Origin of the sequence: Spirillospora sp. NPDC000708, from assembly GCF_040299565.1 — a bacterium.
Taxonomy (GTDB): Bacteria; Actinomycetota; Actinomycetes; order Streptosporangiales; family Streptosporangiaceae; genus Spirillospora.
In genome coordinates, this window is sequence record NZ_JBEPCJ010000004.1 from 134,053 (window position 1) to 148,680 (window position 14,628).

16 protein-coding genes are annotated in these 14,628 nt (G+C 75.0%); 7 read left to right on the top strand and 9 right to left on the bottom strand.

The genetic code is table 11. The annotated features are described in order from the left end of the window. Nucleotides 1-81: 81 nt before the first annotated feature. Together ABT299_RS04895 and ABT299_RS04900 are read right to left on the bottom strand one after the other, a co-directional pair. Nucleotides 82-828 (bottom strand): M50 family metallopeptidase, encoded by a 747-nt coding sequence (locus ABT299_RS04895; RefSeq protein ID WP_387023636.1) that lies wholly within the window; start codon nt 826-828, stop codon nt 82-84. A gap of 301 nt (nt 829-1,129) precedes the next feature. Then, nucleotides 1,130-1,771, bottom strand: coding sequence for a hypothetical protein (locus ABT299_RS04900; protein ID WP_387023634.1), 642 nt, complete (start codon nt 1,769-1,771; stop codon nt 1,130-1,132). 18 nt (nt 1,772-1,789) lie between these two features. Here ABT299_RS04900 and ABT299_RS04905 point away from each other — a divergent pair, with 18 nt between their 5' ends. From ABT299_RS04905 to ABT299_RS04920, 4 genes are all read left to right on the top strand, one after another. After that, entirely contained in the window at nt 1,790-1,984 is a 195-nt protein-coding gene (locus tag ABT299_RS04905) for a hypothetical protein (RefSeq protein WP_387023632.1), read from the top strand. After that, on the top strand, nt 1,981-2,913 hold the full coding sequence (locus tag ABT299_RS04910) for a pyridoxal-phosphate dependent enzyme (RefSeq protein WP_500249795.1): 933 nt from the start codon (nt 1,981-1,983) through the stop codon (nt 2,911-2,913). The genes ABT299_RS04905 and ABT299_RS04910 overlap by 4 nt, the downstream gene beginning before the upstream one ends. Before the next feature lie 244 nt (nt 2,914-3,157). Further along, nucleotides 3,158-4,660: a hypothetical protein gene (locus ABT299_RS04915; protein WP_500249796.1), complete on the top strand. Its 1,503-nt coding sequence runs from the start codon at nt 3,158-3,160 to the stop codon at nt 4,658-4,660. Nucleotides 4,661-4,793: 133 nt separating this feature from the next. Further along, nucleotides 4,794-5,936 carry a CaiB/BaiF CoA transferase family protein gene (locus ABT299_RS04920; RefSeq protein WP_500249797.1) on the top strand — a complete coding sequence of 381 codons (1,143 nt, stop codon included), beginning with the start codon at nt 4,794-4,796 and terminating at the stop codon, nt 5,934-5,936. A 45-nt stretch (nt 5,937-5,981) separates the two neighbouring features. Here ABT299_RS04920 and ABT299_RS04925 read toward each other — a convergent pair whose 3' ends face one another. Then, nucleotides 5,982-6,362 carry a cupin gene (locus tag ABT299_RS04925; protein WP_387023626.1) on the bottom strand — a complete coding sequence of 127 codons (381 nt, stop codon included), beginning with the start codon at nt 6,360-6,362 and terminating at the stop codon, nt 5,982-5,984. Beyond that, nucleotides 6,359-7,795 (bottom strand): MFS transporter, encoded by a 1,437-nt coding sequence (locus ABT299_RS04930; protein ID WP_500249798.1) that lies wholly within the window; start codon nt 7,793-7,795, stop codon nt 6,359-6,361. Before ABT299_RS04930 ends, ABT299_RS04925 begins: the two co-directional genes overlap by 4 nt. Before the next feature lie 54 nt (nt 7,796-7,849). On the opposite strand from ABT299_RS04930, the gene ABT299_RS04935 reads away from it, so the two are divergent. Further along, entirely contained in the window at nt 7,850-8,509 is a 660-nt protein-coding gene (locus tag ABT299_RS04935; RefSeq protein WP_500199102.1) for a TetR/AcrR family transcriptional regulator, read from the top strand. 290 nt (nt 8,510-8,799) lie between these two features. Next, nucleotides 8,800-9,657, top strand: a complete 858-nt coding sequence (locus ABT299_RS04940; RefSeq protein WP_500199099.1) for an esterase/lipase family protein — start codon at nt 8,800-8,802, stop codon at nt 9,655-9,657. A gap of 73 nt (nt 9,658-9,730) precedes the next feature. Here the strand turns inward: ABT299_RS04940 and ABT299_RS04945 are convergent, their stop codons facing one another. Next, nucleotides 9,731-10,870 (bottom strand): acyl-CoA dehydrogenase family protein, encoded by a 1,140-nt coding sequence (locus tag ABT299_RS04945; protein ID WP_500249799.1) that lies wholly within the window; start codon nt 10,868-10,870, stop codon nt 9,731-9,733. A gap of 87 nt (nt 10,871-10,957) precedes the next feature. After that, nucleotides 10,958-11,608: a TetR/AcrR family transcriptional regulator gene (locus ABT299_RS04950; protein ID WP_500249800.1), complete on the bottom strand. Its 651-nt coding sequence runs from the start codon at nt 11,606-11,608 to the stop codon at nt 10,958-10,960. 40 nt (nt 11,609-11,648) lie between these two features. On the opposite strand from ABT299_RS04950, the gene ABT299_RS04955 reads away from it, so the two are divergent. After that, nucleotides 11,649-11,798 carry a hypothetical protein gene (locus ABT299_RS04955; RefSeq protein WP_190863639.1) on the top strand — a complete coding sequence of 50 codons (150 nt, stop codon included), beginning with the start codon at nt 11,649-11,651 and terminating at the stop codon, nt 11,796-11,798. On the opposite strand, the gene ABT299_RS04960 is transcribed toward ABT299_RS04955, so the two are convergent. The 3 genes from ABT299_RS04960 to ABT299_RS04970 form a co-directional block, all read right to left on the bottom strand. Next, nucleotides 11,795-13,048 carry an aspartate aminotransferase family protein gene (locus ABT299_RS04960; protein WP_500249801.1) on the bottom strand — a complete coding sequence of 418 codons (1,254 nt, stop codon included), beginning with the start codon at nt 13,046-13,048 and terminating at the stop codon, nt 11,795-11,797. The genes ABT299_RS04955 and ABT299_RS04960 overlap by 4 nt on opposite strands. A gap of 71 nt (nt 13,049-13,119) precedes the next feature. Beyond that, entirely contained in the window at nt 13,120-13,779 is a 660-nt protein-coding gene (locus ABT299_RS04965; protein WP_190863643.1) for a GntR family transcriptional regulator, read from the bottom strand. A gap of 16 nt (nt 13,780-13,795) precedes the next feature. Next, on the bottom strand, nt 13,796-14,578 hold the full coding sequence (locus ABT299_RS04970) for a maleate cis-trans isomerase family protein (RefSeq protein WP_500249802.1): 783 nt from the start codon (nt 14,576-14,578) through the stop codon (nt 13,796-13,798). Nucleotides 14,579-14,628: the final 50 nt, after the last annotated feature.

The window sequence follows — 14,628 nt, forward strand, 5'->3', positions numbered from 1 at the left end:
CGTCCGACATTCTCAGCGTGACGTTCCCCCGGCCGGGACCGGGAGCCGCCTGGTAGGCGGCCCGCGCGGCGGGCGGTCGGCTCACTGGCCGGGGAGGGTGGGGAGGTGGAGGGAGACGTCGGGGAAGAGGAGGGCGCCGCCGGCGAGGAGGGCGACGAGGGCGGTGGCGCCGAACAGGGTGACCCACGCCAGGCCCGGGACGCCGGTGAGGTGCGCGAGCTGGTCGGCGTCGGAGCTCGGCGCCATGTGCCGGGCGCGCATCCGCTGCAGCTCGATCACCGGCCGGGTCGCGGCGAGGAGCAGGAACCAGGCGGCGAGGTAGGCGAAGCCGGCCTGCACCTCGGCGCCGCCGAACCACGACACCAGGAAGACGACCGCGCCGGTCGCGACGACCGACAGCGCCCCGTAGGCGTTGCGGATCATCACGAGCATCGCGGCGAGCAGGGCGAGGGTGAACCAGAGCATCAGCGTGATGCGGCCGGCGGCGAGCAGCAGCGCGAAGAACAGCCCGAGCAGCGGCGGCGTCACGTACCCGGCCATCGCGGTGAAGATCATTCCGGGGCCGTGCGGCTTGCCGCGCGACACGGTGACGCCGGAGGTGTCGGAGTGCAGCTTGATGCCGTCCAGCTTGCGGCCGGTGAGCAGGGCGATCAGCGCGTGCCCGCCCTCGTGCGCGATCGTCACGGTGTTGCGCGCGACCCGCCAGGTGGGGCCGTGCAGCACCGCGGCCAGCGCGACGACGCCGACGAGGACGACGAGCCACCACGGGGGGTCCGGCTGCGTTCCCGTCACGCGGTTCCACAGGTCGGCGATGCTTGCGTGTTCCACGTCCACCTCGGGGTCGTCGGTCGGGGGATGCCCAACATTAGGACGTCGGGGATAACGTTCGCGTTCGGTTCGTGACGCTAGGGATGCGGCGAAGTCCACCGGAACCGACATCGGACGGCACGGGTGACCGGCCGGTTGTGTTCCACGTCACGCCTACTGTCGCGTAGCTCGCGCTTTATCGAGACTCGCCGGATATGGCGTGACCGCGCGGCCGGGAGAGATGTCCGCGGGGCTCGGCCGGACGCGGTTCGACCCGCTCCCGGACGTCCGCCCGCCGCCGGGCCGCGGCGCGACCGCCGTGCTAGGGACGCGCGGGCAGGCCGACGGCGATCTCGCCGCCGAGGACCGCGCCCGACTCCAGGTCCAGGTCGTCGCCGCTCCAGAACCGGCCCGGATCGAACCAGTTCGGGCGGCGGCCCTTCGGCAGCAGCCCCATCGCCTGGTACGTCACCGCGACGATCTCCGCGCAGAACGCCGTCTCCAGGTTCATGTCGCGCTCGGCCGGGCGGCGGATCGGGACCCGGCCGCGCAGCCACCGCGACGCCAGCCGCGACGTGGACGGGAACGGCGTGCCGTCCAGCCGGGCCACCGCGCGCAGCGCCGCGTCCTCCATCTCCCCGGACGCCGGCGGGTCGAGCTGCCGCAGCCAGGCCCGCTGCCCGTACCGGTCGCCCCACGTCAGCACCGCGTCGCGCAGGTCGTGGAGCTGCGCGCCGCGCTGGTGGCCGCCCGACCACAGGTCCGGCAGCGAGCGGCCGAGCTCGGCGTGCCACATCAGCGGCGGCAGGTCGTCGATGACCAGCGACATGCCGACGTGGTTCACCGGGCTGTTCGTCGTCATCTGGATGGCGCGGTCGGCGACCGTCCGGCCGCGGAACAGCCACACGTCGCCGGTGCGGGTCAGGTCGGCGGCCTCGTCGAGGGAGATGCTCGTGCCCGGCATGGTCGATACCGTAGCCGCATGCGGTGGTGGAGAAGGGCCGGCCTGTGGAAGGCGCTGGGCATCGCGGGGTTCGTCGGAGTGGCGGCGACCGGGGCGGTGATCGTGCGCTCCGAGCGGCGGCGCCGCGCGTACACGCCGGAGGAGATCCGGAGCCGGCTGCACGAGCGGCTGGACCGCACCGGGCAGGACGGAACGCCGGGGGACGGCTCGTGACGGCCCGCCGGGTCCGCGTGCCGGGCTCGCTGGACCTGGAGCTGGCCTGGGAGGCGGTGTCCGGGGCGCTCGCGCCGACGCCCGCCGTCCCGTCCGGCCTGGCACCGGACGCGCTGCTGAAACTGGAGACCTTCCAGCCGACCGGCTCGTTCAAGGTGCGCGGCGCGCTCGCCGCCGTGGCGGCGCTGCCGGACGGCACGCCGGCCGTCACCGCGAGCGCCGGCAACCACGGCCTCGGCATGGGGTACGCGGCGGCCCGGTCCGGCGCGGACGTGACGGTGGTCGTGTCGAGGCGGGCGTCCCCGGTGAAGGTGGATCGGATCGGCGCGTTCCCGGTCCGGCTCGTCCTGCACGGCGACACCTACGACGAGGCCGAGGCGCACGCGATGACGCTGCCCGGCCACTACGTCTCGCCCTACAACGACCCGGCGGTCATCGCCGGGCAGGGCACCATCGGCCGGGAGCTGGACGCGCAGGCGGACGGACCGCTCACGGTGATCGCGCCGGTCGGCGGCGGGGGCCTGCTCGCCGGGCTCAGCCTGTGGGCGCGCGAGCGCGGCGGCGTGCGGATCGTCGGGGTGGAGTCGGCGGTGTCGCGCGGCGTGTCGGCGTCGGTCGCCGCCGTGCGGGTCGTCGAGGTGGAGGTCGGCGAGACGTTCGCCGACGGGCTGCCCGGGAACCTGGAGGCCGGCTGCGTGACGCCGGAGGTGATCGGGGCGGACGCGGCGCTGACCGCCGTCACCGACGCCGAGATCCGCACCGCGCTGCGCTGGCTGTTCGCCGAGCACGGCCTGGTCGCCGAGGGCGCGGGCGCGGCGGGCGTCGCGGCCGTGCTGGCCGGCAAGGTCGAGATCATCGGCCGGCCGGTCGTGGTCGTGTCCGGCCGCAACATCACCCTCCCGGCGTACACGGACGCCCTGCGCTCCTGACGCGGGCCCGGGGCCGCCGCGCCTTTTCCGTACGGAAATAGGGGACATTTCTTTTGGCGTTGCCCATCGTTGCCCCAATTCCGCTCCCGCGCGCGCCGGTGCCGCATAACCTCGGTCTCCGCGGCGCGAGGGGCGCCGCGCCCGGGAACGGAAGGGGGAGGGGCCCGCCGTGACGGAGGACGTCATCGCGCAGCCGGCGCCGGAATCGCCGCCCAGGAAATCGCATTACGGAAATCTCGTCCGAATGGCGTATTTCGTTCTTCCGGGCCGCGGAAAGCGCGTCTACCGGCTGGCGGTCGCCCGCCGGATCGTGGACGCCACCGCCCGCGGCCCGCGCGACCGCACCGCCCCCGGCCTCGCCCGCCGCCGCACCCGCGTGCTGCGCCGCGCGCTGCGCCCCTCCCGCCGCCTGCAGATCGGCCTCGGCCCCTGGCTGCGCGCGCTGCCCGCGCGGCTGCCCGACCCGGCGCTGACCGCCGCGCTCGCCGAGCTCGACCCGTACGTGCGGGTCGCCTACGTGCTGCTGCGCATCGAGGGCCTGCCGAAGTACGCCGTCCGCGACCAGCTCCGGGAGCTGCGGGTGCGCGACCCCTGGCCCGTCATCGACGCCGCCTGCGCCGTCTCGATCCCCGTCCCGCACCGCGCCGAGCGGTTCGACCCGGCGCACCTGCGCCCCGTCCGGACCCGCTCGGTGCTGCCGCTGGTGACGGCCGCCGCGCTCACCACCGCGCTGGTCGGCGTGCTGATCCACACCGGGTCGGGACGGCCGGGCGCCGCCGCCCCGAGCCTGCGGCTCAACGCGGCCCCGCCGTCCGCCTGGACGCGCGGCCCCCGCACCCTGGACGCCTGGCCCGCGCGCGGCGACCTCGCCGGCGACCGCGCGTTCCTCGACCGCGCCGCCGCCGCATGGGCGGCGGCCAAGGGCGGCCGGAGCCCCGGCGGCGGCACCGCCCAGCTCCTCTACGCCGGGCACGCGGGCGGCGCGCCGCTCGCGCTGATGCGGCGCGGCGACCGCGTCGCCCGCTACGCCCCGCCCGGCCTGGACGTCGTCACCGCCGGCACCGACGCGTCCGCCCCGATCGCCCTCGGCGGCGGACGCTACCTCCTCGCGCCCTGGGAACCGGCGCCCCGCACCCTCGCGGGCGCCGCCCTGCCCGCCCGCGACGGCGTCGTCGCGCCCGCGCCCGCCGGAACGCCCTGCGGGCGCGGCCCGCTCTTCCACCTCGGCGACCGCACGCTCGGCTACCTCGGCGGCCCGCGCGCCGCCGTCCTCACCTACCACTCGCCCGGCTACGCGCCGGGCGGGGCGCCCGCCGCGCCCGCCCGCCTCGGCCCCGGCGCGGTGCGGACCTGGAACCGCCTCGGCTGCCTCGAACCGCCGCGGAGCCGGCCCGTCACCGACGCCATGGCCTGGGAGTTCTGGTCCGGGACGCTCCCGCACGGCGGCGCGCTCGCCAGCTGGTTCTGCACCCGGACGGCCTACGCCGACGGCGGGCGGGCCGGCGCGTCCATGCTCGTCGCCGACCGGCCGCACGACACCGGACCCTGCGACGCGCGGCGCCCGGTGTCGGGCACCTGGTGGCAGTCGCCGTCGGGCCGCTGGTACTTCCTCGCCGCCGCCGCGTCCGGGCTCGTCCCGCGGGTGCGGGGGGCGCTCGGCCCCGCCACGACCGATCACCGGCTGCTGGTCGCCCGGCCGGAGCGCGGCCCGAACGTCCCGGTCGCGGTCACCGCCGCGCCCCGCTGAACGGGGCCGGTCAGAACCCACTTACCGCGATCGGGCACACTAGGGTGACCGAACGGGATTCAGCGCCGGCCGCGGGGGGACCGCCCCGGGACCGGCCCCCGGCGGAGACAGGTGGGACCGAAAGGGGCTGCAGATGGGCAAGGGGCCGCTCTCCGGAGTGCGCGTGGTCGAGCTGGCCGGGATCGGGCCGGGGCCGTTCGCCGCGATGCTGCTCGCCGATCTCGGCGCCGACGTCATCCGGGTCGACCGCCCGTCCGCGGTGCGGGACGCCGCCACCGGCGGCACCGACTTCAGCAACCGCGGCAAGCGCTCGATCGCCATCGACCTCAAGAGCGAGAAGGGCAAGGACGTCGTGCTCCGCCTCGTCGAGCGGTCCGACGTCCTGATCGAGGGCTTCCGGCCCGGCGTCACCGAGCGCCTCGGCCTCGGCCCGGACGACTGCCTCGCCCGCAACCCCCGCCTCGTCTACGGCCGGATGACCGGCTGGGGCCAGGAGGGCCCGCTGGCGCGGACCGCCGGCCACGACATCGGCTACATCGCCATCACCGGCGCGCTGCACGCCATCGGCCGCGCCGGCGGCCCGCCGCAGGTCCCGCTGAACCTGCTCGGCGACTTCGCCGGCGGCAGCATGTACCTCGTCGTCGGCGTCCTCGCCGCGCTGCTGGAGGCCAAGACCAGCGGGCGCGGGCAGGTCGTCGACACCGCCATCGTGGACGGCGCCGCCCACCTGTCCACCTTCATCCACGGCTTCCTCGCGGGCGGCATGTGGGAGGACCGGCGCGGCGTCAACTTCCTCGACACCGGCGCCCCCTGGTACGACGTGTACGAGACCGCCGACGGCGGGCACATGGCGGTCGGCGCGATCGAGCCCCAGTTCTTCGCCGAGTTCGTGCGCCGCCTCGGCGTCGACACCGAGGACCTCCCCGACCAGCAGGACCGCGCCCGCTGGCCCGAGATGCGCGAGCGCTTCGCCGCCGCGTTCAAGGCGAAGACCCGCGACGAGTGGACCGAGGTCTTCGCGCCCAGCGACGCGTGCGTGGCGCCCGTCCTGTCGATGAACGAGGCCAAGGAGCACCCCTTCAACACCGCCCGCGACGTCTTCCCCGAGCGCGCCGGCCACCGCCAGCCCGCCCCGGCGCCGCGCTTCTCCCGCACCGCCACCGACACCGACGGGCTCCCCGTGCTGCCCGGCGGCCAGACCCGCGCCGTCCTGGAGGACCTCGGCTTCGACGACATCGACGCCCTCCTCGCCGACGGCGCGGTCGCCCAGGCCTGACGCCCGCGCCGTGAGGGCGCCCGGCCGGGCGCCCTCCGGGCGGTGTCAGCGCCTTTCCTGCCGGGAGCCCCGCCGCAGGGTGATGGACATGACGTCGCTCGGGCCGTCCAGTTCCAGGCGGTGCCAGCGGCCCCGGGGGACGATCACGGCTCGGCCCGCGGGGAGCCGGACCATCTCCTCCTCGCCGCCGGGCTCCTCGGGGCGGAAGTACATGCGGACCCCGCCGCCGGCCAGGCAGCAGACCGCCTCCTCTGCCGCCGGGTGCACCTCCCAGTGGTCGGCGTGGACGTCCGCGTCGGTCTCGACGTGGAACGCCGCCACTTGCCACCCGCCGTCGTCGGTGGTCATCCGGCGCTCGCCGCTGCGCACCGCGCCGTCCGGGTGGAAGGTGAGGGCGAGGGCGAACATGTCGATCGGCTGCGTCATGACGGTGTTCCTTCCAGTCGGTTCTCCGCCGGAGCGGCGGACGGTACGGGCGCGGACCGCTCCCTGCGGGGGAGGGCCAGCGCGACGAGCGCGGCCACCAGGAACAGGGCCGCGGACACGGTGAGGCTCAGGGCGTAGCCGCCGTTCAGCGCGGCGGGGGAGGCCGCGTCGCCGGTGCGGTGCGCGGCGACCGTGGCGAGGGCGGCGAGGCCGACGCAGCCGCCGAGCTGGCGGGAGCTGTTGAGCAGCCCCGACGCCGTCCCCGCCTCCCGGAGCGCGACCCCGGTGGTCGCCGCGGCGGCGACGGGCGCCAGCACGAGCCCGATGCCGATGCTGCCCACCACCGACGGGCCGAGCACGTCGGTGAGGAAGCCGCCGTCCGGGCTGATCCGGGTGAACCAGGCCAGCCCGGCGGCGGCGAGCAGGCTGCCCGGCACCAGCGCCGCGCGGGGCGAGCGGTTCCCGGCGACCCGGGTCGCGAGCAGTGTGCCGAGCACGACGCCGGCCGAGAACGGCAGGAAGGCCAGGCCCGTCTCGGCGGCGCCCATGCCGAGCACCTGCTGCATGTAGAGGGAGACGAAGTAGAACGCGGCGAACTGGCCCGCCGCCGCCAGGAAGACGATCACGTTCGCGCCCGCGACCCAGCGGTTGCGCAGCAGGCCCGGCCGCACGAGCGGCGCGCGGACCCGGGCCTCGACGGCGACGAAGGCCGCGAGGAGCAGGGCGGCGCCGCCGAGGCAGGCGAGGGTGGCCGGGTCCGACCAGCCGACGGCGTCGGTGCGCACCACGCCGAAGACCAGCAGCCCGAACCCGGCGGTCGCCAGCACCGCGCCGGGCACGTCCATCCGCTCGCGGGCGCCCGCGCGCGCTTGGGCGGCCACGCCCGCCGGGACGAACGCGAGGGTGAGCGCGACGAAGGGCAGGTTGACGAGCATCACCCAGCGCCAGCCCGCGTACTCGGTGAGCACGCCGCCCGCGAGGACGCCGAGGGCGCCTCCCGCCGCGTTCATCGCGCTCCACACGCCGAGGGCGCGGACCCGCGCGCGGCCCTCGGTGAACGTGGTGGTCAGCAGGGCGAGCGAGGCCGGGGCCGCGGCGGCGGCGCCGAGACCCTGGCCGGCGCGCGCCGCGACGAGCTGCCACGGCGCCTGGGCGAGCCCGCCGGCGAGCGAGCACAGCCCGAACACGGCGAGGCCGAGGACGAACATCCGGCGCCGCCCGTACAGGTCGCAGGCCCGGCCGCCGAGCAGCAGGAACCCGCCGAAGGCGAGCGCGTAGACGTGGACGACCCAGGACAGGCCGACCGGTGCGAAGCCGAGGGCGGTCCTGATCGCCGGGAGCGCGACGTTCATCACCGCCATGTCCAGCGCGAAGACGAACTGGGCGACGCAGGCCGCCGCGAGCACCGCCCAGGGGCGTTCTTTTTTGTACATGTATAAAAACTAACCGGCGGCGGGCCCGGCTGTCGAGTCCGCGATGATGGGGGGATGCCGCAACCGTCCGCCCAGCGGGGCAGGCCGCCCCGGATCTCCCGCGCCGAGATCGTCGAGACCGCGCGCCGGATCGTGGACGAGGAGGGCGTGGACCGGCTGACGATGCGCCGGCTGGCCAAGGAGGTCGGCAGCACGCCGATGGCGCTGTACCACCACGTCCGCGACAAGGAGCAGCTGCTCGTCCTGCTGCTGGACGACTACGCCGCGCGGATGGCGCGCGAGCCCGACCTGCCCGCCGACCCCCGCGAGCGGGTCGTGGCGGCGGCCGCCGCGATCCGGGAGACGCTCGCCGCGTGCCCCTGGATCGCGGAGGTGCTCACGGCCGACGACCTGATGTCGCGGTCGGCGCTGTGGTTCGTCGAGCAGATCCTGGCCGGCCTGGAGGAGAGCGGGCTGAGCCCCGAGCGGGCCGTCCACGCCTACCGGGCGATCTGGTACTACACCGCCGGGGAGATCATCGTGCGGGCCGCGGCGGCGCGGCGCCGGGCGGGCGACGAGCGGCCGACCTACCGCGAGCGGGTGTTCGCCGACATCGACGCCGCCGAGCTGCCCCGCCTCGCGCGGGTCGCGGACCGCTGGGCGGCGCTGACCGCGCAGGACACCTACGCCGACGGCCTGCGCGCGCTGGTCGACGGGCTCGTCGGCGCCCCCTAGCGCACGGCGCCGCCGCAGGGGCGCGCACGGCCGCGCCGCGCACGGGCACGCCGCAGGTCGGAGGGCATGCGGACGGCCCCGGTTGTGAGCCGCCTGACAATTCCTCCGGGCCAAGTGGCGAGTCCTGCTACAAGACCGCGCGGAAACGCGGCCGTACCTTGTCACCACCTCAGCTGATCAGCGCGGCCGCACCCACCCCCCGATCTCACGACGATCCGCGGCCGGGCCCCGCACTCGCCGTCGCGGGGTTCCGGCGCCGTTTCGGCGTGCCCGCTTCCAGGGAGATGAACATGCGTTTCAGGCGACTGAAGTCCTGGGCCGTCATCGCCGCGGCGATCCCCACCGCCCTCGGGCTGTCCGCCGTGGCCGCGCCCGCGGCCCACGCGGAGACGAGCCCGGACGGCGCCAACGACTGGAACTGCAAGCCGTCGTTCCTGCACCCGCGTCCGGTGGTGCTGGTGCACGGCACGTTCGAGAACATGGCGTTCAACTGGCAGAAGCTCTCGCCCGCGCTGAAGAAGGCCGGATACTGCGTCTACGCGCTCAACTACGGCGGCGCGCAGGACGCCCCGATCCAGGGCACCGGTGAGATCGCCGCGTCCGCGGGCCAGCTGTCGGCGTTCGTCGACAAGGTGCTGGCCGCGACCGGCGCCTCGAAGGTCGACATGGTCGGGCACTCCCAGGGCGGGATGATGCCCCGCTACTACCTGAAGTTCCTCGGCGGCGCGTCGAAGGTCAACAAGCTGATCGGGATCGTGCCGTCCAACCACGGGACGAACCTGGACGGGCTGGTGGAGCTCGGCAGCCTGCTCGGCATCACGCAGGCGGTGGTGAAGGCCGCGCCGGCGGCGGGCGAGCAGATCACCGACTCCGACTTCCTGAAGAACCTCAACGCGGGCGGCGACACGGTGCCCGGCGTGCAGTACATCGTGCTGTCCACCAAGTACGACGAGGTCGTCACGCCGTACACCTCGGAGTTCCTGAACGGTTCCAACGCGCAGAACGTGCTGCTGCAGGACAAGTGCGCGAACGACACCAACGCGCACGTGGGCATCGCGTTCGACCCGGTCATGATCAAGTTCGTCGAGAACTCGCTCGACGTCTGGGGCCCGTACTGGCCCATCGACTGCGGCAACCCGCTCGGCTGACGTTCCCGGAGAGAGGCGGCGCCCGGCGGTGTCCCCCTTCACCGCCGGGCGCCGCGCCGCGCCCCGCGCGCGCTCAGAGCCCGAGGCGCTTCGCGACGATCTCGTTCATGATCTCGTTGGTGCCGCCGCCGATGCCGAGGAGGCGGGCGTCGCGGTAGTGGCGCTCCACCTCCGACTCCCGCATGTAGCCCATCCCGCCGTGCAGCTGCACCGCCTCGTGGACGACGTGCTCGCACGCGTAGACGGCGGTGTTCTTCGCGTACGCGGTCTCGGTGAGGACGTCCTCGCCGGCGGCGTGCCGCTCGGCGACCGACCGGGTGTAGGCGCGCGCCACGTCCACCTGCCGGGCCATCTCGGCGACCTTGTGCCGGACGAGCTGCCGGGACGACAGCGGGCGGCCGAACGTCTCGCGGTCCCGGATCCAGCTCAGCGTGAGGTCGAGGCAGCGCTGCGCGGTCGCGTACGCCTGGACGGCCAGGGACAGCCGCTCGGTGACGAAGTTCTGCACGATCTGCAGGAACCCGCCGTTCTCCGCGCCGATCAGGTTCGCGGCGGGCACCCGGACGTCGTCGAAGGCGAGCTCGGCGGTGTCGGAGCACTGCCAGCCCATCTTCCGCAGCGCCTTGGAGACGGTGAAGCCGGGCGTCCCCTTCTCGATGACGATCAGCGAGATCCCGCCGAAGCCCGGTTCGCCGGTGCGGACGGCGGTGGTGACGAAGTCGGCCCGCACGCCGGAGGTGATGAACATCTTGGCGCCGTTGACGACGTAGGCGTCTCCGTCGCGGACGGCGGTGGTGCGGATGCCCGCGACGTCGGAGCCGGTGCCGGGCTCGGTGACGCCGAGCGCGCCGATCTTCTCCCCGGCGAGCACGGGCCGCGCGAACCGGTCGATCAGGTCCTTGTCGCCGGACGCGATGAGGTGGGGGAGGGCGATGCCGTGGGTGAACAGCGACGCGACGACGCCGCCCGACCCGCCCGCCTGGATGATCTCCTCGGCGACGATGAGCGCGTCGAACAGCTCGCCGCCCGAGCCGCCGGCCTCCTCCGGGAACCCGGCGCCGAGGATGCCCGCGTCGGCGGCGCGGCGGTGCAGGGACCGGGGCAGCTCCCCGGCGTCCTCCCACTCCGGCAGCGACGGGACGATCTCCCGCGCGGTCAAGTCGCGGACGAGCTCGCGCAGCGCCGCGCGCTCGGGGGTCTGCCAGGGGTTCAACGCGCCCTCCTCGTGATTAGAACGAGGTTCGGAATCTAGCAGCCTCCCCCCGGCCGCCACCTCCGCGGGCGCTCCCGGCACGCGCTCCTAGCGGGCGCCGTGCCCGTCCTCGGCGGGGATCGCGGTGAGCTCGCCGATGTGCCGGCGCAGGATCGTCCGCATCTCGTCCGGGCCGGTGCTCTCCGGCTGCAGGACGGCGTGCAGCGTCAGCCCGTCGACCAGCGCGTGCACCCGCGCCGCCTCCGCACCGATGTCGAGGCCCGGTCGCAGGATGTCGACGCGGCCGGCCGCCTCCAGCACGCGCACCGCGATCGAGCGCAGGTCGTCGTGTATCTCCCGGGCGAGCGGCCGCAACTCGGGGCGGGTGCGGGCGCCGACGGTGAACGCCAGCCACACCTCGGCCTCCTCGCGCCGCTCGGCGTCCAGCGGCAGCAGCTCGGCGAAGAGCGCCTCCACCGTCGCGACGTGCTCGGCGGGAGGGGCCGCAGGGTCGGGGACGGCGAGCCGGCCCGCGCGGCGCCGCATCCGCTCGCCGGCCCGCTCGGCGAAGTACCGCATCGCGAAGATCATGATGTCGGCCTGGCCGCCGAAGTAGTGCCGCACGGACCCGATCGCGAGGTCCGCCTCGGCGGCCACGTTGCGCAGCGACGCCTGCTCCAGGCCGTCCCGGCGGGCGACCCGGAACACGGCCTCGGGCCGTCCGGGCTCGGCCGGCTCGCCGTCCGCGGCGCCCTGCACTACCTGGACCGCGCCGAGACCCGCCGGACGGAGGGAACCGATGATCGTCGCGACCGGTGACGGCGAACTGCTCACCGAGCTGCTGCTGGACCGGCTGCTCAAGGGCGCGATCGTGCTGGCGGCCTTGATCGTGCTGGTGGTGGTCCTCACGATCGTCTACCGCAGGACCGGCCCGAAGGACCCGCCCTAGCCGGCCGCGTTGGCGACCGCCTTGGCCCACAGCGCGAGGGCGTCGTCGATCTGGGACGCGTCCACCACCAGCGGCGGGATCATCCGGACGACGTTGCCGAACGCGCCGCAGGTGAGCAGCAGCAGCCCCTGCTCGGCGGCGGCGCCGTGGGCGCGCTGGGCGGCGGCCGTGTCGGGCTCGCCGTCCGGCGTGCTGAACTCGCACGCCTGCATTAGCCCGAGGCCGCGCACGTCGCCGATCTCCGGATGGCCGGCCGCGACCTCGCGCAGGCCCGCGTTCAGCCGGGCGCCGAGCACCGCCGCGTTCTCCACCAGGTTCTCGTCCCGGATCACCTCCAGGGTGGCGAGCGCGGCGGCGCACGCGACCGCGTTGCCGCCGTAGGTGCCGCCCTGCGACCCCGGCCACGCCTTCTCCATCAGCGCTGTCGGCGCCGCGATCGCCGACAGCGGGAACCCGCTGGCCAGGCCCTTCGCGGTGATCAGCACGTCGGGACTGACCGCCGCGTGCTGATGGCCCCAGAACCGGCCCGTCCGGCCGTACCCGGTCTGCACCTCGTCCACCACGAGCAGGATCCCGTGCCGGTCGGCGCGCTCGCGCAGCCCCTCCAGGAACGCGGGCGGCGCCGGGATGTAGCCGCCCTCGCCGAGCACCGGCTCGACCACGAAGGCGGCGGTGTCGGACGCGGGGCTGGACGTGGCGAGCGCGTAGTCCAGCTCGCGCAGCGCGAACCGGGTCGCCTCGTCCTCGTCCCACCCGTACCGGTAGGCCTGCGGGAACGGCGCGACGGCGACGCCCGGCATCAGCGGGCCGATGCCCGCGCGGAACTTGGTGCCCGCGGTGGTGAGGGCGGCGGCGCCCATCGTCCGCCCGTGGAACGAGCCGTGGAAGACGACGATGTTCTGCCGCCCGGTGGCGTGCCGGGCGAGCCGGATGGACGCCTCGACGGCCTCGCTGCCGCTGTTGAGGAAGAACAGCGAGTCCAGGCCGTCCGGCAGGACGTCGCCGAGCGCCTCGACCAGCCGCAGCAGCGGCCGGTGCATCACCGTCGTGTACTGGCCGTGGATCAGCGTGCCGACCTGCTCGCGCGCCGCCTCCACGACGCGCGGATGGCAGTGCCCGGTGTTCGTGACGCCGATGCCCGCGGTGAAGTCCAGGTGGCGGCGGCCGTCGGCGTCGTAGAGGTAGACCCCCTCGCCGCGCTCCGCCAGGACGGGGGTGGCCTGCTTGAGCAGGGGTGAGAGCTGAGCCATCGCGTCCTCCGGTAGATTGTCGACAATCTGCACGCTAGGTCGCCCGGGACCGGATGTCCAGGGGACCCCTCCTACGTGGAGCGCAGGCGCCGGATCGAGTCGGTCATGTGCTCCTCGATCAGCTGGAGCAGCCGCTCCTCCTCGCCGTCGCCGATCGCGTCCACCAGCCGCCGGTGCTCCTCGACCAGCTCCGACGGCTCGGGATAGGTGTCCTGCAGCGCGTTCAGGCACATCCGCGTCTCCACCAGCAGCGTGTGCGCCATCCGCTCCAGCCGCGGGCTGCCGGACGAGCTGACCAGCACCTCGTGGAACGCCTGGTCGGCGTCGCTCATCGCGACCCGGTCCCGCTCGCGCGCCGCGTCGATCAGCGCCTCCAGGGCCTCGGTGAGCCGGGCGACCGCCTCGCCCCGGTTGCGCTGCATGATCAGCTCGCAGGCGGCCCGCTCGATCGCCAGCCGGGTGAGGTAGACGTCCTCGACGTCGCCCTCGTCCAAGGTGATCACGAAGAGCCCGCGGTGCGGCTCGCTGACCAGCAGGCCCTCCTGGACGAGGCGCTGCATCGCCTCGCGCAGCGGGCCGCGGCTGATGCCGAGCCGGGCCGCCAGCTCCGCCTCGCCGAGCTGCGCGCCCGGCTCCAGCGCCCCGTACATGATCGCCGAGCGCAGCTCGTCGGACACGATCTCGACCGTCGACCTGCGCGGGACGGGTTCCAGCTCACCCAACCGGCCCATCGGCGGGCCCCTTTCGTCATAGCTGCCAGGGATCTGCTCCCGGCGCCGGGGCGGGGACGGCGAACAGCCGGCCGAGCCCGGCGCGCGGCGCGGGCCCGGCCGGGCCCGCGGCGAGCCGCAGCCCCTCCCACACGCTCACCTGGTTGGCGGTGAGCACCGGCTTGCCGACCCGCCGCTCCAGCTCGTCGAGCCAGGCCACGGTGTGCAGCGCGGTGTCGGGCACCAGCACCGCCTCGGCGTCGGGATGGTCGTTGGCCGCGACGAACTCCAGGACCTCGTCGCGGCCGAGGGTGCCGACCTCGGCGGCGGTGACGATGCCCCGGCAGGACAGCGCCACCACCTCGATGCCGGCGTGGCCGAGGAACGCGCCGAACCGCTCGGCGACGTCGGCCGGATAGGTCGCGGCCACGGCGACCCGCCGCAGGCCGAGCGCGCGGGCCGCGTGCACGAACGCGAACGACGTGCTGGACGCGGGCACCCCCGCGGCCTCGCGGACGCCCCGGACCTGCGCGGCGGCGCCGTCCCAGCCGAACACGAAGCTGCCGCTCGTGCACGCCCACACGGCGGCCCGCACGCCCATCGCGCGCAGCGCGCGGGCGCCCTCGCCGAGCACGTCGTCGCCGCCGATGTCCAGCAGCGCGTCCACCCGGTGGGCGTCCTCGCGCATCAGCGTATGCACGACCGGCAGGCTGACGTCGCCCGCTCCCGAACCGCGCAGCGCGCGCTCGATCGCGGGGTAGTCGTCCTCGGCGCTGTAGCCCGGGTAGAGGAACCCCGCGGCGGGACCGTTGTGCTGCATGTTGTCGACAATCCTACCTTCATCGATCATGCCTTCGCCGATCATGGACG

Bases quoted from the DNA above. Each gene is read 5' to 3' on its own strand.
- ABT299_RS04970 (WP_500249802.1), bottom strand. From the start codon at position 14,578: ATGCAGCACAACGGTCCCGCCGCGGGGTTCCTCTACCCGGGCTACAGC.
- ABT299_RS04940 (WP_500199099.1), top strand. From the start codon at position 8,800: ATGCGTTTCAGGCGACTGAAGTCCTGGGCCGTCATCGCCGCGGCGATC.
- ABT299_RS04935 (WP_500199102.1), top strand. From the start codon at position 7,850: ATGCCGCAACCGTCCGCCCAGCGGGGCAGGCCGCCCCGGATCTCCCGC.
- ABT299_RS04925 (WP_387023626.1), bottom strand. From the start codon at position 6,362: ATGACGCAGCCGATCGACATGTTCGCCCTCGCCCTCACCTTCCACCCG.
- ABT299_RS04965 (WP_190863643.1), bottom strand. From the start codon at position 13,779: ATGGGCCGGTTGGGTGAGCTGGAACCCGTCCCGCGCAGGTCGACGGTC.
- ABT299_RS04930 (WP_500249798.1), bottom strand. From the start codon at position 7,795: ATGTACAAAAAAGAACGCCCCTGGGCGGTGCTCGCGGCGGCCTGCGTC.
- ABT299_RS04915 (WP_500249796.1), top strand. From the start codon at position 3,158: ATGGCGTATTTCGTTCTTCCGGGCCGCGGAAAGCGCGTCTACCGGCTG.
- ABT299_RS04905 (WP_387023632.1), top strand. From the start codon at position 1,790: ATGCGGTGGTGGAGAAGGGCCGGCCTGTGGAAGGCGCTGGGCATCGCG.
- ABT299_RS04960 (WP_500249801.1), bottom strand. From the start codon at position 13,048: ATGGCTCAGCTCTCACCCCTGCTCAAGCAGGCCACCCCCGTCCTGGCG.
- ABT299_RS04920 (WP_500249797.1), top strand. From the start codon at position 4,794: ATGGGCAAGGGGCCGCTCTCCGGAGTGCGCGTGGTCGAGCTGGCCGGG.
- ABT299_RS04900 (WP_387023634.1), bottom strand. From the start codon at position 1,771: ATGCCGGGCACGAGCATCTCCCTCGACGAGGCCGCCGACCTGACCCGC.
- ABT299_RS04955 (WP_190863639.1), top strand. From the start codon at position 11,649: ATGATCGTCGCGACCGGTGACGGCGAACTGCTCACCGAGCTGCTGCTG.